This is a genomic window from Bacillus cereus group sp. MYBK195-1, assembly GCF_051916605.1.
In the GTDB taxonomy this organism is placed as follows: Bacteria; Bacillota; Bacilli; order Bacillales; family Bacillaceae_G; genus Bacillus_A; species Bacillus_A cereus.
This window is the reverse complement of the sequence record NZ_JBQAGZ010000002.1, coordinates 581388-601584: the sequence shown is the minus strand read 5'-3', so window position 1 is coordinate 601584 and position 20197 is coordinate 581388. Positions and strand designations below refer to the sequence as shown.

The following is a 20197-nucleotide window of genomic DNA, read 5'->3' as shown; positions in this document are numbered from 1 at the left end:
AGGCGGCATCATAATGAATCTCTTAAAATTAGAAATTGTAGTACTTATTAAGAAATACAAAAAGCTTACAATCGTTGCAGAAAAACTTGGCGTTAAACAACCAACTATTACTTTTCATATAAAAAGCTTAGAAGAAGAACTCGGTGTGTCTTTATTCGAATTACGTTCTGGAAGGTATTTCTTAACAGAGGCTGGTGAGGCTTTGCACCATTATGCTTGTAAAATAGATGCACTTATGAAAGAAGCTAGACGTGTCACGCAAGAGTTTAAAGATTTTCATAAAGGTGCTATAACAATCGGCGCTAGTTATGTACCAGCGACTTATCTTTTGCCAGCAGTCGTTCATCAATTTCAATGTGAATTTCCCAATATAAAAATAACGCTACTAGTGAAAACAGCCCCTGAAATTCGAATGATGCTACAAAATCACGAAATCGATCTTGGGATAATTTCCGCTGCTCCATTTGATGAACCACTTTTAAAACAAACGAATATAATGCCCGATACACTTGTTCTTGCCTTTTCCAAAGAACATCATTTTTCAAAGAAAGACAATGTATCGTTACAAAATATAGAAAAGGAACGCATACTATTGCATCGTAACCCATCTACAACGAGAGATTTACTTACACAATGGACGTTAGCGCACAACATTACATTCCAATCAGAAATTGAATTAGATTCATTAGAAACGATGAAACAAATTTTAAAATATGGTAATGGAATTGCCTTGATTTCTAAACTTGCTATCGAACAAGAAATACAACGAAATGAGCTATGCTATATACCAATCCCTGAATTTGAATTTCAGCGTAATATTTATACGATTCATCATGAGGACAGATGGAATTCTAAAATCATTTCTTTTTTACTACAGAGCATCACTTCATTTGCAACAAAAAATTAAAAGGCTGTCGTTATGCACGACAGCCTTTTAAACTATAAATCTATTTATTTTTCTTTGCCTCAATTTTTGCTTGCGCCTCTTCAGCCTTATCTAATGCTTCTGATACTTTCTTCTCTTTTTCTTTCACTTCATCTATACTATCGACAGCTTTGATAATTTTATCGATTCCTTCTTCTTCTACCTTTCTACGCTTTGCCACTCTTTCATTTACTTTCTCTTCCACATCTTTTGCTTTTTGAAGCATATTCTCTGCATTTGATGTTACAGCTTTTTCAAGTGCATCGTCTTTTTTCATTTGTAACACTTCATTTGCAATGTCTTTCGCTTCTAAATACTTACCGTCTTTTAATGCTGTTGCTCCGTGATCCATTTTCTCAGCAACTTCTTTATATGATTTGGCTTCATTTCCTGATTTCTCTTTTTCTGCTTTTTCGAACCACATTGTTGCATCACTATACTTTTCATCTTTCAATGATTGCATACCTGTTTCAATATATGTGTCATAATTGCTACATCCAGCCATTACGACTAATAGAAAAAGCATAACAAAACTTAATTTTTTCATGCTGTTGTCTCCTTTTCTTTGCAAGCTCACTTTACTTTAACATACATGAAAAAGAGTTTCAAAAACTAAAATACTAATTTAGTCATTTTTATAATGATAAGTCAAATTTTTATTATTTTCTTATTTTTAAGCGGACACATCTAGTTGTTTTTTCGCCATATGTTGCTTTACTCCAACTAATACAACTAACAATAAACCTCCGCCTATTGTCATCATAACAATGCTAGTTGGCAACATATCTAATAGTAGTCCATATACAATCATACCAAGTGGTGCGATTGCAGTCGCAATTGTTTCAAGTAGGCCAAACACACGCCCTAGGTAGCTCGGATCTGTCGTTTTTTGCATATGTACTTGCATTGGAATGTTTACAATCATAATTGCTATACCAGTTAACATCATAAAAGCAATATAGTAAATAAAACTTGCTACTTTTGGAATGATAACTAACAACGGAAAGACTGTACATAAACTTAAACCTGCAAACAAAAACAGTCCAGTATAAATTGAACGAAACGGATTATTCACTTCTTTACGCACCGATAAAGCAATCGCACCAATTAACATCCCGACTGCTAACATTCCCTCTACAGTACCAAGTTGCTTTGAAGATAAATGCAATGTATGTACGATAATGTATGGAAGTGCAACGGTTAGACCACATGCAAAAAAGTTTACCCACAATGCTATTTTCATTAAACCATATATTTCATGTTTTCGTTTTATATATGAAAAACCTTCTTTTATACTCGTCAAGAAATGCTCTTTACTCTCAGCCACTTCTTTTTTATATAAATCAAATACAATAAATAATTGCAAAATAACCGCTAAAAAGAATGTAATGCTATTCAACAAAAAGAACGACTGAATTGAAAAGAAACCAAATACAACTCCGCCAATAATCGGCCCTAAAATATTTGATAAAGAAGCCGCCGTTTGATTTAAAGCACTCGCTTTTTGAATACGTCCTTCATCTACTAAACTCGGAATAGACGAAGTTAATGCAACGGAATAAAAACTTGCACAAATTGATAATAATGCTGCTGAAATATAAATAAAAAGAAGTGATGGTCCAAATATAGTAGCAAGAATAAACATACTAAGCATCGTTAAACTACTTAATAAATCAGTACCAATGACAAGCCATTTTCGATTGACGCGATCTGCTACAGCACCAGCAATTGGACCACAGATCATCCTTGGAAGTGATCCGCAAACGAGCGTAGTTGCAAACCCCATCCCTGAACCAGTAGTCTTTAATACGTATAACCCCATTGCGAACGTATAAATACCTGCGCCTAATAAAGACGTCATTTTTCCAATCATCATTAAAATGATGTTTCTCGTTGCAATCTTCATTCTTGAATCATGTTGTCCTATACTTATATCTCCCATTTTTGACTCTCTCCCCTTAAAAGTTAAATTGTGTTAAACTTATTATATAATCAACTTTCCGATTTTCACAACATAAAGTTAAATATAATTTAACTTTTTAAATATAAAGGAGCAATAATATGGCAACTCTCGGCGAAAAAATTAAAGCATTAAGAAAAGAAAAAAAGCTTACACAAACAGAGCTGGCAGGTTTGGAACTGACAAAAAGTATGCTTAGTCAAATTGAAAATGGAAAAGCTACACCTTCTATGAAAACATTACAATATATTGCGGAAAAACTTGAATGTGAAATGAGCTTTTTATTAGAAGAAGATGAAGGAGAAATTGTGGAACTCATTCAAAAAATGGAGCCATTAATAAAAGCAAATAAATGCGATGAAGTATACAAGACTTTACTACCTATCGTTCAAACAGAGCTACCTTCTACTTTAAATACAGCTCGCTTATACAAACAATTTGTAACTGCTGCGACGATTATGAAAGATTACAACATTGAATCTTACGTAGAAAAAGCTGTTTCTATTTTTGAAAAATATAAGTTATATCGCGACAGTACAGAAACAAAATTAAAATTATCTTTTGCGATATTCACGCGTAAAAAGTATGCTGAATGTTTACAACTTATATATTATATTAGAAATGATTATGAGGAAAAACATTTAGAAATGGATCTCATTATACATATCGAGTTATGTTTATATGAAGCCATCATCTTACTAGCATGTGGCGATTATGAAAAATGTGAAGAAACGATATTAGAAGCACTCGCATTTTCAAAAAAGCATCAAGTGTATTATAAAACAGATGAATTTTACCGGATTTTATCTTACCAAAAAGTCATTACAGCTGATAAAGAACAATATTTATATTACATAAAAAAATCTGAGCAATTTGCCATTTTTACAGAAGATATTCTATCCATCGCAATTATTGATATTTTAAAAGCTTACTATTACAACACAATTACTAATGAATATACAATCGCATTAAAACATCTAGAACAATTTCGAGAAAAACTAAAAGATGAGCCAATTTTTCAAGACGATGGACTGTACTATCTTGAAAAAGGAAAGGCTTTGTACGGATTAAAACGTTACGAAGAAGCTTTACAAGCATTGCAACGTGGTATTATACCGGATTATATGAACCATCCACTGGATCAAGCGTGGCTTACAACAGCAGGTGCATATCGTGCACTTTGTTACGTCAAACTAAATGATAAAACAAGAGCTCTTGAAGAAGCAACAAAAGCAAATGAAATGATACAATCTTATCCAGATTCTATTTTCTCTGCATTTATTAAAGAAACATTACAAATAATACAAAAACTTTAAGAATGTCTCTAAATGGTATATTATTCCTCTTTTTTAGCAAAGATAATAATGATGGGAGGAATATAAATGAATATACAACGTGCAATAGAGCTTTCTATGTCAGCAGAACAAGCCAATGTCAATTTTCAAGGCATGCCTGTTATGATTCAACACGTCGATGAAAGCAATGAAACCGCCCGCATATATGAAGTAAAAAACCCAGGACGCGAATTAACTGTTCCAGTTAATAGCTTAGAGGAAATATAAGAAATGCTACTTCTCTTTTGAAGTGGCATTTTTCTTCTTTCAGATTACTTATTATAAATTTCTTCTATCCTTTATTTTACATGAGCTGAAAAAATAAGAATTTTCTACTTCTTTTCTTTTTGTGACCTGCTAAAATACAAACTATGGATTAATTATTCGTACTATACATTAAGGGGGAAAAATAATGGCATCTAATTTAGAAAAAAACAAGCCTTATTATGCAGTTATATTCACTTCTAATTTATCAAATGATACAACTGACTATAATACCGTTGCCGAAGAAATGGAAAAACTCGCAAAGCAACAACCTGGATTTTTAGGTGTAGAAAGTGCACGAGGTAATTCTGGGCTCGGAATAACAATTTCTTATTGGGAATCACTTGATGCAATTGAAAATTGGAAAAAGAACACCTTACATAAAGAAGCGAAAAAAAGAGGTCGTGAGCACTGGTATGAAAACTTCCACCTGCGTATTTGCCTTGTTGAGAAAGAATTTAAGTTTCATAGAGGCGATTTATAACTATGAAGAAAAAAGTAGCTCTCGTTATTGTTCATGAAATATATGGTGTGAACGACCATATGCATCACGTTACCCAGCACTTTACTTCATCTCATATAGACGTATTCTGTCCTAATCTTCTACAATTACAACATGCATTTCATTATAGTGATGAAGAAAAAGCATATGAACATTTTGTAAATCATATTGGATTTGATTATGGAAAAAAGCAAATTGAAGAATTCATTTCTCATCTTTCTAGTAGTTATACACATATTGGACTTATCGGCTTTAGTGTTGGAGCTACCATCTCATGGCTATGTAGTAACAATCCGAAAATTGATTTTATTATCGGATGTTACGGTTCTCGTATACGTGACTATATTCATATAAAACCAACATGTGCTACCTTACTTATTTTCCCTGAAAAAGAATCTAGTTTTTCAGTATCCTCTTTAATTCACACATTGCAGCAACAAAAGAATCCTTTATTAGAAATAAAACAACTACACGGTGAACATGGATTTCTAAATCCGTACACTGAAAAATATAACGAGCACTCTACAAAACAAGCATACAATTTAATAGATTCATTTCTTGTAAAGTGAAACTTCAATCAGTGGGGTGGGTTAATACTCCACTGATTATTCCCCCTCACCAATCGGGCTGTTAATGCGTGATAAAAACAATCTTATAAAGGAGATTTTTTAACCGCCTCTACTTACAATCTATTATCGTTTGCATTTTATTTTTTACTAATTGGATCTTATATGTAACAACTTTTTATTCGCTACTCCCCGCGAAAGTTAGTGAGTTCCTATTCCTACCCATTTGGTTTTTCCTTTGTATTTTAGGTTTTATAACTTTCTGGCGCGAATGGGGAATAATCGTGTATTCTCAATATGTATCGGTTTTCTTTCCTTGACTAGTTTTTTATTTGGGTTATTGTTGTTAGTTCTTTCGGGGATGTAATAGAAGAAGGAAGAAAAGCCAACTTTCAACTTTTCTTCCTTCTATGTTTACCTTTAGTTTTCACTGTCACTGATTCACAAGGTGTATAATATATTTGAGGTGTCGCCTTATCAACAAACATCATAAACGTAATAAAGCCGATAATAAAGAAAATAAATAACGTTAACAAAATTGCTCCTATCGTTAAAAGTATCATAACACCACCCCTATATTTTTCATGTTATTACACTTTTCGCTATGATATGAGCGTAATCCTTTTTAGAAAAGGAAACGTAACAAAATAATCACAATCACTCCCGTTAATACTGTACCTAATAAACTACGAGTATATATCGCTACAAGAAATGTTGGAATTGCTGCAATAAGATAATCCCACTGCATCGTTTCATGCATAAATAAAACTTGTGCTAAAAGCGCTGCTAATATCGCAATTGGTATGTAATTTAACCATTTTAAACCCCAGTCAGGAATTTGTAGTTTGCTAAATACAAGTAGAGGTAAAATACGTGGCACGAGTGTAACAGCTCCTGCTGCTAGTAAAAGTAATAATACATCTAATCTCATTTCCATTTTTCAATCAACACTCCAATCGTCGCAGCTAGTAAGGTTGCGATAATAACCGCTATACTATCTGGCATAAATAGGTGTGAAACGTATGCGATAATAATCGCTACAATTGCAACACTTAAATGAATTGCTAGTTTCGGTTTACTACTTATGAGCTGAAGAACAAATAATCCGATAAACATCGCTGGTAATGCATAATCCATGCCGTATGTATGTGGATCTGGTATCCACTCACCAAATAGCCCGCCAATGATAGTAGCAAGAATCCAATTTAAATACGCTGTTACATTAAGCCCTATCATCCATCTTTCACCTAAATATCCTTTTTGCGCAGCATGCTGCACTGCAACGCCGAAAGTTTCATCTGTAATTTGCGAACCGATGATTAAGTTTTTAAATAGAGGAATTTTCGTAAAGTACGGTGCAAGTGCAGCACTCATAAGAAGGTGGCGCAAGTTAACAAAAAATACAGTAAAAATAATTGCGGAAGCAGGAGCACCCGCTGCATACATACCAGCTAATATAAATTGGGCAGAACCTGCATAAATTAAAGTGGACATAAACGCAATTTCAATGATGGAGAAACCAGCTGTTTTTGCAATTACACCAGCTGCTATACCGATGCTCAAGTAACCAAATACAGTTGGTAAACAATCTTTTACTCCTTGCTGAAATGTATCGTCACTCTGCAAAGCTACATGTGCCTGAGCTTTACTCATCTCTATCATCCTCCATTCCTTCTAAAGTTCGTTTTCCTGTTACGACATGAACTAAATCTATATTTTCACGCCATAACGTATCTAACTTATCAGCTCCAAATTCCTTTGTGATTTCTTCAACCATAATATCGTGCCGCACATACTCTGTAGCAACGAGAACTAGCGCTGGGTCATACGTTGTAACGGCCCATGAAGTGCTATCATTTGAGAAGTTCGCAATTAATACTTCCTCTCCATCACGAGCAATAACAGTTAAATGACCACCCATTCTCTTTTCAACAACGTGGGGCGTCATATAATTATGATGAAACGTCGCTCCTATTTTTGTTTCTGGAGCTCCAAATAAGATTGAAAATATATGTACGCCTTCCTCTTCCTTTTGATGAATGTATGGCTCAATTTCATGCACTTGATCTTCCCATACAGAAATCCATAACTCTTCCTTTGCTCTACTAATTATATTGCATATTTCTTTCAAAACACGATCATTTGAACGAATATGCGAAATTACATCAATCTGTCTTTCTTGTTCTAAACAATTTAATTTCTCATCTAAAAATTCAAAGGACTTTTCAAAGTCTTTTCGCATTCGATTCATTAATTCGGTAGCTGGTACTGGTACATATTTAACTGGTTCAGAAGGTACAATATGCACCGCTCCTTTATCCATTAACTTACCGAGTACCTCGTAAATCATAGAACGAGGTACTCCTGTTTGTTTACTCACTTCATAGCCTGTTACTGGAGAATGTTTTAGTAGTCCAATATACGCTTTACATTCATATTGGGAAAATCCTAACTTTTGTAATTCCTTTATAATTTCATCCATCGGTAACCCCTCACAATCTAAATCGCTCTTACTTCAAAACGACGATTTTGCTTCCCTTTACTTTTTACTTTATCAATAACAAGTGTTCCTATTTCACTCGTATTTTTCACATGTGTGCCTCCACAAGCTTGTTCGTCTAAATTTTCAATTGTAACAATGCGGATTTCTTGGATAGTAGTTGGCAGGAGATTTATTGCTGTTTTAATCATTCCTACAGCATTTTCTGCTTCTTCGCGGCTCATATAACGAGTGGAAATTTCTTTATTTTGCTTAATAAGTTTATTCACTTCCTCAACAATTTCTTCTACTTCCACGCTCGATAACTCTTGTAACTCATTAAAATCGATACGTGCTTTATCAGGATAAATTTGATTTCCAGTGCATAGAGCTCCATACTTTTCATAAACAACAGCTCCGATAAGATGCAGTAAAGAGTGATGACGCATTAAATTATGACGCCTTTCCCAATTTATCTCTAATTTAACTGGACCTAACTTTACTTGTGCTTCATCTTTTATATAGTGAACTATTTCTCCTTGCTCCTTCTTTACTTTTTCAACTTCAAATACAGACCCATCTTGTACAATGACACCCGTATCACATTCCTGTCCTCCACCAGTTGGATAAAAAATTGTTTCTTTTACAAATACTTTATTCCCTTCTACTCTTATCACTTCTGTTTCGCAACTCGTTTTGTATGCATCTTCTAAATATAATGCCGTTGCCATACTCTCACCTCTTTAGTAGTTATAGTTATACCTACTAATATAAAAAAGAAGCTCCATAAAGTCAATTGATAATTCTGAAATTTAAAATTAATAAAAGACTCCTTTATTAGGAGTCCACTATCTCAATATTTCATTCGCTTCTTTTTCATAAATTTTATCAAATGACGTCATAACACGCTGTGATGCTTGGATCATCTTTTGATCTGTCATAAGATCTGCCATCTCTTTCGTCATATCTACATTTGAATTTTCTAGCATATGATTTTTTACTATTCCTGTTCCGTTCGGTAAATTAGCAATGTTTCCTTCTGCTAGTGTAAAGCTTTTGTTTTCACGTTGCACGAGACGTGCATTCGTTTCTGCATCTACTGTTTTTGTTTGCAAACGACCAATATTATTTTGTGTTACTTCATCATATAATGTACCGTCTGCTTGTACAGCAACCTTTGCTCCTTCTGGGATACGAATACGCTCATTATTCTCTCCCATTACGAAAGCACCAGATGACGTTTGTAAATAACGATCACTATTTAATGTGAAACTACCATCTCTCGTTAAAAACGTTTCATCATTTTTAGAAGTAACGAAAAATGATGTTGTGCCGGCCGCGCCGTCATCTAAAAAGAAATCTGTAGCGCTATTTGTCATTTGTATATTTCCTTGTACTAAATTCACATGCGTCGCAGCTGGTACTACAGCGTAATCGACCGAACCGATATTTGTTACCGCCCCATCTCCGCGGCGATATGTGTCTTGTACATCAAATACTTTAGACGTCATATTTTCTGCTTTAAATCCTGTCGTTTGAGCATTTGCAACGTTATTCGAATGAACATTAATGCGCTGCATGTAATTCATCATGCCCATAGAACCTATATAAAGACCGTTCATATTCGTTTGAATAAGGCAAGCGCCTTATTCTTCACCTCTTTTCTACGATGTTTGTAACATTTGTTTTGCTAAATGTTCAGCTGTAGCGATATGTATATTTTTCTTTATGTCTTGGCCATCTGTCATTAATACAATAGGAGCTGATGATACTGCTGGAATTTTCAACAATTCGCCACTACTTGCTGTTTCATCAAATTTCGTAAACACAATACCATCTATATGAATATCTTTAAAGTTTGTAATAATTTCAATCATATCTTTACTTTTCATTGAAGCTGATAACGTTAAACAAATATAATCTGGTTCTACTTGTCCCATCGTTTCAATCATTTCTTCCACTGTTTCTGACGTACGATAATTTTTCCCTGCTGTATCAATTAAAATATAATCGACGCGTGCTTCTTCTTTAAAATACGTAAGCGCTCTTGTCATTGCAGCTTCATCACGCACAGCAATTACTTCAGATCCAATTGTCTTTACGTTATCTTGCAATTGCTGTACTGTTCCTATGCGCGAATGATCTGTCGTTATAAAACCAACTGTTTTTTTCTTACCGTGAAATTGCCATGCCATTTTCGCGAGTGTCGTCGTTTTACCAACGCCAGTTGGACCGATTAATGCAATTGTTTGTACTTCTTTTTCAAAGACGTTTTCCGTATTGAAATGAGATTTCATATCTTCCAATATGTACCTGATAACTTCTTCTTCCGTAATCATCGTTGCATTTTCAAACTTTATTTTTAACTTTTCAGCATATGCATGAATGAAATATTGTTCCACATCGTTTTGTTCTAGCATCCGAATTACTTTTTGAATAATAAACGGTACAGATTCTTGATTTTCTTTCTTTGGAACTACTTCTTCTTTCTTTACTGGAACGACTTGTTTCACAACTTTTTTCTTTTTCGTTACTTTCGTTACTTCCGTTTCTTTCATCGGTTTCACAACGACGATTCCTTTTTCAAACAGCTTTAATAGTTTCTCTTTTTTTCTTGCCCATTCTTCACTATTTCCTGTTTGCATCGCCGCGTATGACATAGAAGTCGTTACGTTTTCTAAATTGTGCAGTACTGATTGAATTCCATTCGCCTTCACAATTTGTTCTGAAGGATCATTCACAACATCCATTAACTGTTCATGAAATTGAGCTGTACCTTCATTCACTTCTTCCTGTTTTTCTTCTGGAAAAGCAACTAACATTTCATAATCCTTTTTCCAAAAAAACGGTATATTTCGTTTTACACTTTCATCGACAACATAATAATAATCTGTACCATATTGGTCAAATAACTTTCGATACAATTCATTTTTCGAAGCTGCTTTTATTCGCATTAACGCTTCTTTCTTTTCTGTACTTTCCATTACTTCACCCCCTACTATTCAATATAGGCAATTTGATCCACAACAATTTCTGGTGCTAATTCACTAATACAAAGTACTTGTGCTTCCACTTGATAACGTTCTAGCAGTCTTACAATCGCAAATCTAAAATCTTTTCTACGTGTTAATAACACTGGCTCTCTTCCCATTAAACGTGCTTGCTTAAAGACGCGCTGCACTTGCTCAACGACACGTGTTTCTAAATCTAAATCCCAGTTTAATAAGTAACCTTGATATGAATTATTCACAACATCCGCATCTAACTCAATTGAATCAGAGAAGAGCGCTGCATATATTTTTCCGTCTGGATTTTTCGCATTTTCACAAATAACTTTTGAAATACATTCACGAACAAATGATGTCACACCATCAACGTGGTTTTGATAAATTTCTTTGCCGTCAATAATACCTTCAATAATTGTTGGTAAATCACGAATAGAAATACCTTCTTTTAGAAGTTGTTTAATAACATTTTGAACGAGTGATAAATCAATTTCTTTCTTCTTAATCTCTTCTAATAGAACGCCATTATCATTTTCAAGCGAGTTAATTAAGTCTTTTACATGTTGGCGCTGAATTAATTCATGAAGATTACGTCTAACTACAACATCTAAATGTGTAATTAATATGCTAAGTGGCTCTAACACTTGATAGCCTTTCATTTGTGCATCTTGCACCATATGCTCTAAAATCCAATATCCATCTTCACCAAAAATTGGATCTTTCGCTGGCTCTGCATCTAAATCAGCCATTACGTTTGGTGTTTTTAATGCTAATAAATAACCTGATTTTAAAACACCTTCAGCCGCCTTCGCACCCTTAATTCGAATAATGTAACGTCCGCGTGGTCTAAAGCTCGTATTATCTTTAAAGTTAATTCCAGGAACGTTAATACCAAGGTCAGTAATAATCGACTTCCTCATAAGAACAACTTTATCACGAGCTGTTTCCCCGTTAATTTTCTGCTTTACAAGTGCTGCTAAATCTAAACCGAGTTCTACTATAATTGGATATTTATCCGTAAATACTCCGAATGAATCTTCCACTTGTTGCAGTTGCTCATCTTCGCCTTGGATCATTTCTATTTCTTTTTGAAGCTCGTCTTCTTTTTCTTTCTTTATTCGATTTTTATTACGAATTCCTAAGAAGATAATTGTTCCGCCAACGAGTGCGAATGGTAGAAACGGTAGCGGAGTAAAAATACCCATTGCGATAAATAAACCACCGAGCGCATATACAACGACTTCATGCGCTAATAACTCTTTAAAGATACCTTCTGTTACGGTATCCGGTGAACCGTCAAATACACGAGTTACGATAATACCAGTTGAAATCGCAAGCATAAGCGATCCAATTTGGTTTACGATTCCGTCCCCGACAGTTAGCTGCGTGTAATGAAGAGCCGCTTCACCAAAGCTCATGCCTTGCTGCATCATTCCGACAATTAAGCCAAAAATAATGTTTACGAATAAAATGACGATCCCGAAAATAACGTCCCCTTTAATGAACTTTCCGGCACCATCCATCGCTCCGTAAAACTCTGTTTCCATATTTAATTTTTTTCGTTTTGCTTGTGCATCTTTTTCTGAAATAATACGCTGGTTTAAATCAGCATCGATAGACATTTGTTTCCCTGGTAAAGAATCAAGTGTAAAACGAGCTGCAACTTCAGCTGTACGAGACGCACCGTTTGCAACGATAAACTGGAATATGATTAATACTGTAAAAATAACGATACCAATTAATAAGTTTCCGCCAATTACGAACTGGCCGAACTCTTCAATAACATGACCTGCATTTCCATCTGTCAAAATCGCTCGCGTCGTCGAAACGTTAATCGATACGCGGAAAATCCCGATTAATAACAACATCGTTGGAAATGACTTTAATTCATCCCACTCGTTAATACTTGTCGCTCGCATATAAATAAGCACTGACATACTTAGTAGAAAAACGATAATGATATCAAGTATAAATGGTGGAAGTGGAATTAAGAGCGCCACTACGAATGACGCTGCTAAAAAGATAGAAAAATAGGTTCTTGCAGACTCTATCTTAAACAAAGAGATCTCCTCCAAACGCGCTATTATACTTCAAGTTCGTTCGTCTGAATTAAATAGCGCATAACTTCAATTACAGCTACGTATAAATCTTCTGGAATCGTCTCATCTTCCTCGACTTGATAATATAAAGAACGAGCAAGCGGACGGTTTTCCACCATTGGTATTTCTTGTTCACGGGCAAGCGTTCGTATATATAATGCGAGCTCATCTTCCCCTTTTGCAACGACAATTGGTGCTGCATCAACGTGTTTATTGTAACGAAGTACGACCGAAATATGAGTCGGGTTGTTTACAATAAATGTTGCGCCATCCATCTTCTTCGCAATTGTTCCTTGCAAGATTGCATGCATAAAGTTTTTTCGTTTCCCTTTTACTTGCGGGTCCCCTTCATTATCTTTATGCTCTTGTTTCACTTCTTCTTTTTTCATCTTAATATCTTGCTCGTACTCCCATTTTTGATAAATGAAATCAATAATAGAAAGAACGATTAAAATAATTAAAATTGCTAAGAAAATAAATTTAATTTGCCTAATAATTTCAGTAAGTGACGCAGTCCAGTTAAATCCAATCATGCTCACGATTTTCTCTAAATTCTTTTTAAAAAGAACGTAAGCGACGTAACCGATTAATCCCATATAAAACAGTGATTTCAAAATATCTACTAAACTTTTACGACTAAACAGTCTCGTGAAATAGTTTTTCGGATTAATACGTGATGCTTTCGGTTTAATGACTTTAGAAGAAAATAGGAACCCGACTTGAATCATATAATTGAATAAATGAAAAGCGTATACGAGTATTAATATCGGAGCCGATACTTTCAGTAATAAAATCCCCATTAAATAAAAATACTCGGTTGAATCTGTATTTTTTCCAATTTGATCAAACAGCACCGCTACGGAATTCGCAATCTCATACCCTAGCCAATCTCCGAAGAAATAAACGACAACTGCTAATACGAGAATGGAAAATAAATTATTTAAATCTTTACTCCGGGCAATATTCCCTTCTTCACGCGATTTTTTACGCTTCTGCGGGGTGGCCTTTTCTGTTTTATTATCCTTTGCCATGCGCGTCCCCCTACTTCGTTAAGAAAAAGTTAAATAGTTTCGTATATTCTTCAAGTAATACATCCGTCATATTTTTAAACACATAACCGAGCATCGGTACACTCATCGCAATAAACAAAATACCACATGTAATTTTAATTACGTATGCATTCATAAAAACGTTTAATTGCGGAGCGTTTTTTGCAATTAAAATTAGAACAAAGTTAATGATGAATAAACTTCCCATAAGCGGAAGAGCAATTTCAACCGCTGATGTGATCGCAAATAATAGCGTTGCGAGTAGACTATCTAAAAAACTAGTCGTCAGCAATTTTGAAATCGCCTCTGTATATTGAAACGACTTTAAAATCGTGGCAACGAAATAATTAATGCCGCCAAGTGAAATAAAAATAATGAGAAAAAATATATCAAAAATGGTTGATAGTAAAGTAGACTGTGAACCCGCATTTACATCAAACAAACTTGCTTGTGATAAACCGATATCAAAGTCTAAAATATGCCCGGCCATTTTCGGAATGTTCCACAACATTTCTACAATTTTTGAAAGTGATAATCCAATTACAATTTGCGTTCCTGCATAAGCTGCAACGTCCCAAACTGTCTTGATGTGAGAGACATCCACTTGATCAGCCACTGTAATTGAAAGAGCAAGTCCAACTGTAACCTTCGCCATTGCTGGAATGGATCGTCCTGAGAAAAACGGTAAAAAATATAAAAATGAAGTAATGCGGCAAAACGCAAAAAACGTTGCCGCCCATAATTCCATATTCATTTCAGTTCACCTATCTTAGTACGAACGCAATAGCGATGGGATTTTATCAAATAAATCTAAAATAAGTGTCGTTAACTCTTGGAACATCCACGGACCTAAAATGATAATAACGAGGACAATACTCGCCATTTTCGGTAAAAACGTCAGCGTTTGCTCTTGAATTTGCATCATCGCCATAATGACAGCGATGATAATAACGACAATCATACTTACGCCGGCAACCGGCATTAAAATCATAACCCCTTTATAAAAAAAGGTTTGAAAAATATCTATAATTGGTGACGTATTCATTTATATGACTCCTATCACATAGCATCAAACGCTTCAGGCGACCGTTTTAAACATAATGTCGACGATTTTTGTATATCCACCTAAATATACGAAAACGAGTATTTTAAACGGTAAACTTAAAATCATCGGCGGTACCATCATCATCCCGAGGTACATTAAAAGTGTACTAATAATCAAATCTATAAATACAAACGCTAAATAAATGAACATCCCTGTTAGTAAACCTTTTTGAATTTGCGTTAACGTAAAGGATGGTACGAGCGTAAATAGTGAAAGATCTTTCAAATCTTTCGGCAACTCTTCTCCGCGTACTTTCAGCATCATTTTTAAATCATGCTTATACGTATGCTTTGACATATATTCTTTCATAATAGGAGCTGTCGTTTCCGCAGCTTGACTTACTGTTATTTTCTCTTTCGTCATCGGATCCCACACATCACTCTTCAGTTGCCCAAGTACAGGCTGCATCGTAAAGAGTGATAAAAATAATGCAAGTCCAACAAGCACTTGGTTTGGTGGTAAATTCATTACCCCAAGTCCTTGACGTGTAATCCCTAGAACGATCATAAAATAAGTAAAATGTGTAAATAATAGAACGATAGAAGAAGATAATGATAAAAGGGTAACGAGCGCAAATAGTTGTACACTTGAATTACTCGTAAACTCTTTCCCATTTTCGAAATTAATAAAACCGTTCGGGGCTGCATACGCTGGATTTACAAAAATAATTGAAAAAACGATAGAAAATACGAAAATAACGGCTAATAATGATAACTGTTTCTTTATTCTCATGATGGATCCTCTACTTTTTTCGTTTCACTCTTCACCGCGTCTTCTAGTGCTTGTTGAAACTGATTTCCTGTTCCGGTTAATTGCACAGACTGCACACCGTTATTACTAATAACAGTGAACACTTGCTTTCCGTCCACTTCAAATAAAAAGGCACTCGTTTGATGATTTAAATAAACGCCGTCTTTTACTTGTATATGGCCATTTTCACCCTGCTTAAAAAACTGCTGTTTGCGCGTCTTTTTCGTCATATAATATGCACCGTAGCCGAGCGCACCAAACAGTAAAACGACTTGAAATAAGGTCGTCATATACGACATATGACTCCTCCTCTACTCTTTATCTTGCATTTGACTTTGCGCTTTCATAAGCGCCGCTTGTTTCTTATCAGCTTCAATTTCAGAAATGATAATACCGAATTTCTCGTCCATTACGATTGCTTCACCGATGCCGACTTTCATATTACTTAAATACACATCTACTTTATGTCCTAAGTTTTTCTCTACTTCAAGAACATCGCCAACTTTTAACTGCTTTACATCACCAAGTGTAATAGATGACTTTCCAAGCTTTACACCAAGTTCAATCGAAATATCTGAAACAGTATCAATATGTGCTTTACCTGCTTCATTTCGCTTTCCTGCAAAATCTTCTAATCCCATTAATGACACGGGAGATACTTCATGCTTCATATGGATCCTCCTACTCTACAAAACTTTTAAATAGGAGCGCCTTACGCGTTCCATCTTTTCCAATAAAACAATTAAATTTATGCTTGCCATCTACATAACCAAGTAATTCATCCGAAACTTTCGTATGAAGCGGAATAATATCGCCTTCTTCAATTTGTTCAATCTCACTCATTGTCATTTTCTGCTCACCAATCGCAACGTGAACAGGTTTGTACACTTGATTTACTTTCATTTCCACTTCAGACGTATACTTTTTACGCTTGTCTGAAGAATGTTCGACAATATTTTCAGACGTTAACTTATCCATAATTTCTTCAACAGATAAGAATGGAATCCCGATACGCACCGTCGTATTCCAAAAATCTGTTTTCATATTTACGTTAAGTAATGAAATGATATCGCTCGCTGTCGTAATCTTTAATGCATTCGGATCTGTTTCCGTCGTTACAAATTTCGGTTCAATCGCAACAACACTTTCAAATGATTGCTCTAAATTTTTACAAAGAAGCAAGAATATATTATCAAGCGTTAAAAACTCAAATGCTGTTAACGGTCTGCGCATCGTAAAGTTACGCTTACTATCTCCGCCAAGCCAACATTCATGAATATAAATAACGAATGCTAAATCAATCTCAATAACAATTTCTCCAAGCTCTGGTAAACCGAGATCAATTACACAATATAAATAATAATCTTTCGGCATTTTCTCCACATACTCACTCGTAAATGGAACTTGCTCAACCGTTGAAGGCTCTAGTTCAATTGGAATACGCATACGCGCTGATAACGTCTGTGACGTCTGTTTCCCAAACGTAGAAGCAATCGCTTGCAAACTACGTAAATGCTCAACACCGAACTTCTCTGGTCTATTAAAATCATACTCTTGAAATTTCTCTTGCTTTCCTGCTTCTTGTGCGAAAGCTGGCATTTCCTCGCCTTCATTTACCGCCTTCAGCAGGGCATCAATTTGCTCTTGGCTTAATTTTTCGCCACTCATGACAATCCCCTTCCCTACCTTTTCAATTCAACGATTTCAACGTACATCTTTCCATTCTTCGTCAAAATCTTTCCGGTTCCAATCTCTTCATTCTCAAGCATAAGACGCACCGTATTTTTCGTTGAATTTTCAAGACGATACAATGTACCTTTCGTAATATGAAGCAGATCTTCAATTTTCTTTTTCGTATTTCCGATTTCAAAATAAATTGTTAACGGAATATCATCTTGTAATTTCAAATCTAGCCAACTCCCATATCATGTTCACGAAAATTTCATGTTCTCTCTATATATGAAACTTCTTATTTTGAAACGTCGATATTTAATATTTTTTTAATATATCCTTGCGTTTCTTTAAATGGCGGTACGCCTCCGTACTTTCTCACATTGCCAGGACCAGCATTATAAGAAGCAAGTGCCAATACTAAGTCCCCGTTATTTTTCTTTAAATAACCGCTTAACTCTTTCACACCACCTTCAATACTTTCAGCTGGTGAAAAGGGATTCTTCACACCCATCTCCTTCACATTCGCTGGCATAAGCTGCATAAGACCCATCGCACCTGCATGTGACACCGTTTTCGGATTAAAATTAGACTCTACTTCAATCATTTTTTGAATTAACGTTTTCGGAATTCCATATGTACGACTTACTCGATCAATAATATCCTCATACTTGCCTTCATTGGAAGAACGTATTTTTTGAATATTATACTTCTTCGTTAATTCCCACGTATCAGCGGCCTCATTTTTCGTTTCTAGGAAACGTCGTTCAAACTCTTTTTGCGCAACTTGCACCTCATCTGCTTTCTTCGTTTCAGCCTTTTCTTCAGGCTTACTCGCTTCCTCTACTTTATTAATAGTTTCTACCGGCTTATTAACAACCGCTTCTATTTTCGTAGATTGTACTGGCTGACTCATATCTTCTATGTTTGCCGGCTGCGTAGTAGCCTTCGTCTCCTTCGCAGGTTCACTCTGCAACTTCTCTTGAAAACGACTACTAACGAATGCTTGCGGACTACTTAGCTTTTGCTGAATTTGTCCTTTCTTATATGCAAGCACTTCTTTTACTATATTTCCAACTATCATAATATCACCTTTTCGGTAAACAAAGATAATCTAATATTAGAGTTTTTTTTTAAAGTTTGCAATAATCCTTTTAATAATTATGTAATAAAAAAATGAATATATTGTTAAACTGTTATTTTTTTATATTTATTAATTCGAATTTTTAGTTGACACCCGCTATGACAGGGATTACAATAAATCTCGAAATTGATTTTTTCGCATATTACCGTTTTTCAATTTGCAGAAAAGTCAATATAAAAAAATGGGGGTTCTTAATTATGAGAATTAATACAAACATTAACAGTTTACGTACGCAAGAATACATGCGTCAAAACCAATCAAAAATGAGCAATTCTATGGATCGTCTATCAAGTGGTAAACGTATCAACAATGCTTCTGACGATGCAGCAGGTCTTGCAATCGCAACTCGTATGCGTGCACGTGAAAGCGGATTAGGTGTTGCAGCTAACAACACACAAGACGGTATGTCTTTAATCCGTACAGCTGACTCAGCAATGAACTCAGTATCTAACATCTTACTTCGTATGCGTGACATTGCTAACCAATCAGCTAACGGTACAAACACTGATTCAAACAAATCTGCACTACAAAAAGAATTTGTTGAATTACAAAAACAAATCACTTACATTGCAGACAATACTCAATTTAACGATAAGAACTTATTAAAAGAAGATAGCGAAGTTAAGATTCAAACACTTGATTCAAGTAGCGCTGATCAACAAATTGGTATTAATTTAAAAGCAGTTACTCTTGAAAAATTAGGAATCGATAAAATTGCAATCGGTAGTGCTGGTGGCGCTACAGCTCCTGTAATTGATCAAAAAGACCTTGATGCTGTAACAAATGGAATTGCTAATTTAAAAACTAGTTCTACTATTGCGACGGATATCAAAACTATTAAAGATGCTCTTACTAACATTAAACCTGGTATGGATGCAGGACAAGCTAAAGATATAGAAGATGCTCTTAATGCTTTCCAAGAGGGTAAAACAACTGAGGCAGATGCTGGTATTACAGCTATTAAAGATGCTTTAAATGCTGCTACACTTCCTACAGCAACAGCTGCAGCTAACAAAGCAGATGCTTTAAAAGCTGTCGAAGCAATTGATAAAGCTCTAACAACAGTTGCTGACAACCGTGCAACTCTAGGTGCTACATTAAACCGTCTTGACTTTAACGTAAACAACCTGAAGAGCCAATCTTCTTCTATGGCTTCAGCTGCTTCTCAAATCGAAGACGCTGACATGGCGAAAGAAATGTCTGAGATGACTAAGTTCAAAATCTTGAACGAGGCTGGTATCAGCATGCTTTCTCAAGCAAACCAAACTCCACAAATGGTTTCTAAATTATTACAATAAGCCATTTGAGTTAGTTTCCTGAATAAACCTCTCTGCTTGCAGAGAG

25 protein-coding genes and 1 pseudogene are annotated in these 20197 nt (G+C 35.1%); 7 read left to right on the top strand and 19 right to left on the bottom strand.

The window, feature by feature from the left end; all coding sequences use genetic code 11:
- The first annotated feature begins 13 nt into the window (after positions 1–13).
- On the top strand, positions 14–907 hold the full coding sequence (locus ACTFRY_RS12810; RefSeq protein WP_001050594.1) for a LysR family transcriptional regulator: 894 nt from the start codon (positions 14–16) through the stop codon (positions 905–907).
- A gap of 40 nt (positions 908–947) precedes the next feature.
- On the opposite strand, the gene ACTFRY_RS12805 is transcribed toward ACTFRY_RS12810, so the two are convergent.
- Positions 948–1472: a DUF4398 domain-containing protein gene (locus ACTFRY_RS12805; RefSeq protein ID WP_044796742.1), complete on the bottom strand. Its 525-nt coding sequence runs from the start codon at positions 1470–1472 to the stop codon at positions 948–950.
- Positions 1473–1598: 126 nt separating this feature from the next.
- A complete protein-coding gene (locus ACTFRY_RS12800) occupies positions 1599–2867 on the bottom strand; it encodes an MFS transporter (protein WP_000502481.1) in 1269 nt (422 codons plus the stop codon).
- 119 nt (positions 2868–2986) lie between these two features.
- Here ACTFRY_RS12800 and ACTFRY_RS12795 point away from each other — a divergent pair, with 119 nt between their 5' ends.
- The 5 genes and pseudogenes from ACTFRY_RS12795 to ACTFRY_RS12775 all read left to right on the top strand — a co-directional run.
- Positions 2987–4201, top strand: coding sequence for a helix-turn-helix domain-containing protein (locus ACTFRY_RS12795; RefSeq protein ID WP_016117527.1), 1215 nt, complete (start codon positions 2987–2989; stop codon positions 4199–4201).
- Between the two features lie 66 nt (positions 4202–4267).
- A complete protein-coding gene (locus ACTFRY_RS12790) occupies positions 4268–4447 on the top strand; it encodes an H-type small acid-soluble spore protein (RefSeq protein ID WP_001025731.1) in 180 nt (59 codons plus the stop codon).
- Between the two features lie 184 nt (positions 4448–4631).
- Complete coding sequence (locus ACTFRY_RS12785) at positions 4632–4967, top strand: antibiotic biosynthesis monooxygenase family protein (RefSeq protein ID WP_000157878.1); 336 nt, start codon at positions 4632–4634, stop codon at positions 4965–4967.
- Positions 4968–4969: 2 nt separating this feature from the next.
- The gene (locus ACTFRY_RS12780; protein ID WP_000730923.1) at positions 4970–5554 is read left to right on the top strand and encodes a dienelactone hydrolase family protein; all 585 of its coding nucleotides are present in this window, start codon (positions 4970–4972) and stop codon (positions 5552–5554) included.
- Between the two features lie 95 nt (positions 5555–5649).
- A pseudogene (locus tag ACTFRY_RS12775) lies at positions 5650–5918 on the top strand (hypothetical protein); the annotation flags it as partial.
- Between the two features lie 25 nt (positions 5919–5943).
- Here ACTFRY_RS12775 and ACTFRY_RS12770 read toward each other — a convergent pair.
- The 17 genes from ACTFRY_RS12770 to ACTFRY_RS12690 all read right to left on the bottom strand — a co-directional run bounded on the left by ACTFRY_RS12770 (position 5944) and on the right by ACTFRY_RS12690 (position 18793).
- A complete protein-coding gene (locus ACTFRY_RS12770) occupies positions 5944–6114 on the bottom strand; it encodes a DUF3951 domain-containing protein (protein ID WP_000602236.1) in 171 nt (56 codons plus the stop codon).
- 62 nt (positions 6115–6176) lie between these two features.
- Positions 6177–6488: an AzlD domain-containing protein gene (locus ACTFRY_RS12765; RefSeq protein ID WP_000425943.1), complete on the bottom strand. Its 312-nt coding sequence runs from the start codon at positions 6486–6488 to the stop codon at positions 6177–6179.
- Positions 6479–7204 carry an AzlC family ABC transporter permease gene (locus tag ACTFRY_RS12760; protein ID WP_000030478.1) on the bottom strand — a complete coding sequence of 242 codons (726 nt, stop codon included), beginning with the start codon at positions 7202–7204 and terminating at the stop codon, positions 6479–6481. The genes ACTFRY_RS12765 and ACTFRY_RS12760 overlap by 10 nt, the downstream gene beginning before the upstream one ends.
- Positions 7197–8033 carry a TrmB family transcriptional regulator gene (locus ACTFRY_RS12755; RefSeq protein ID WP_000343360.1) on the bottom strand — a complete coding sequence of 279 codons (837 nt, stop codon included), beginning with the start codon at positions 8031–8033 and terminating at the stop codon, positions 7197–7199. The genes ACTFRY_RS12760 and ACTFRY_RS12755 overlap by 8 nt, the downstream gene beginning before the upstream one ends.
- A gap of 17 nt (positions 8034–8050) precedes the next feature.
- Positions 8051–8761, bottom strand: a complete 711-nt coding sequence (locus ACTFRY_RS12750; RefSeq protein ID WP_000179557.1) for an alanyl-tRNA editing protein — start codon at positions 8759–8761, stop codon at positions 8051–8053.
- A gap of 117 nt (positions 8762–8878) precedes the next feature.
- Positions 8879–9652 carry a flagellar basal-body rod protein FlgG gene (locus ACTFRY_RS12745; protein WP_001013935.1) on the bottom strand — a complete coding sequence of 258 codons (774 nt, stop codon included), beginning with the start codon at positions 9650–9652 and terminating at the stop codon, positions 8879–8881.
- 42 nt (positions 9653–9694) lie between these two features.
- Positions 9695–11014 (bottom strand): flagellar biosynthesis protein FlhF, encoded by a 1320-nt coding sequence (gene flhF / locus ACTFRY_RS12740; protein ID WP_000446174.1) that lies wholly within the window; start codon positions 11012–11014, stop codon positions 9695–9697.
- A gap of 14 nt (positions 11015–11028) precedes the next feature.
- Positions 11029–13095 (bottom strand): flagellar biosynthesis protein FlhA, encoded by a 2067-nt coding sequence (flhA, locus tag ACTFRY_RS12735; protein WP_000472589.1) that lies wholly within the window; start codon positions 13093–13095, stop codon positions 11029–11031.
- 23 nt (positions 13096–13118) lie between these two features.
- Positions 13119–14165: a flagellar type III secretion system protein FlhB gene (gene flhB, locus ACTFRY_RS12730; RefSeq protein WP_001040114.1), complete on the bottom strand. Its 1047-nt coding sequence runs from the start codon at positions 14163–14165 to the stop codon at positions 13119–13121.
- 10 nt (positions 14166–14175) lie between these two features.
- Positions 14176–14937, bottom strand: coding sequence for a flagellar biosynthetic protein FliR (locus ACTFRY_RS12725; RefSeq protein ID WP_001055718.1), 762 nt, complete (start codon positions 14935–14937; stop codon positions 14176–14178).
- 15 nt (positions 14938–14952) lie between these two features.
- The gene (locus tag ACTFRY_RS12720) at positions 14953–15228 is read right to left on the bottom strand and encodes a flagellar biosynthetic protein FliQ (RefSeq protein ID WP_001098085.1); all 276 of its coding nucleotides are present in this window, start codon (positions 15226–15228) and stop codon (positions 14953–14955) included.
- Between the two features lie 33 nt (positions 15229–15261).
- Positions 15262–16020, bottom strand: coding sequence for a flagellar type III secretion system pore protein FliP (locus ACTFRY_RS12715; protein ID WP_001220582.1), 759 nt, complete (start codon positions 16018–16020; stop codon positions 15262–15264).
- On the bottom strand, positions 16017–16337 hold the full coding sequence (locus tag ACTFRY_RS12710; RefSeq protein WP_000121176.1) for a hypothetical protein: 321 nt from the start codon (positions 16335–16337) through the stop codon (positions 16017–16019). The genes ACTFRY_RS12715 and ACTFRY_RS12710 overlap by 4 nt, the downstream gene beginning before the upstream one ends.
- 12 nt (positions 16338–16349) lie before the next feature.
- Complete coding sequence (gene fliN, locus ACTFRY_RS12705) at positions 16350–16709, bottom strand: flagellar motor switch protein FliN (protein ID WP_000680010.1); 360 nt, start codon at positions 16707–16709, stop codon at positions 16350–16352.
- Between the two features lie 10 nt (positions 16710–16719).
- On the bottom strand, positions 16720–17706 hold the full coding sequence (fliM, locus tag ACTFRY_RS12700) for a flagellar motor switch protein FliM (protein ID WP_000012356.1): 987 nt from the start codon (positions 17704–17706) through the stop codon (positions 16720–16722).
- Positions 17707–17720: 14 nt separating this feature from the next.
- Positions 17721–17945, bottom strand: a complete 225-nt coding sequence (locus tag ACTFRY_RS12695) for a flagellar motor switch protein FliN (protein ID WP_000775712.1) — start codon at positions 17943–17945, stop codon at positions 17721–17723.
- A 62-nt stretch (positions 17946–18007) separates the two neighbouring features.
- Entirely contained in the window at positions 18008–18793 is a 786-nt protein-coding gene (locus ACTFRY_RS12690; protein ID WP_098616253.1) for a lytic transglycosylase domain-containing protein, read from the bottom strand.
- Positions 18794–19050: 257 nt separating this feature from the next.
- Here ACTFRY_RS12690 and ACTFRY_RS12685 point away from each other — a divergent pair, with 257 nt between their 5' ends.
- On the top strand, positions 19051–20151 hold the full coding sequence (locus ACTFRY_RS12685) for a flagellin N-terminal helical domain-containing protein (protein WP_069604196.1): 1101 nt from the start codon (positions 19051–19053) through the stop codon (positions 20149–20151).
- Positions 20152–20197 lie beyond the last annotated feature (46 nt).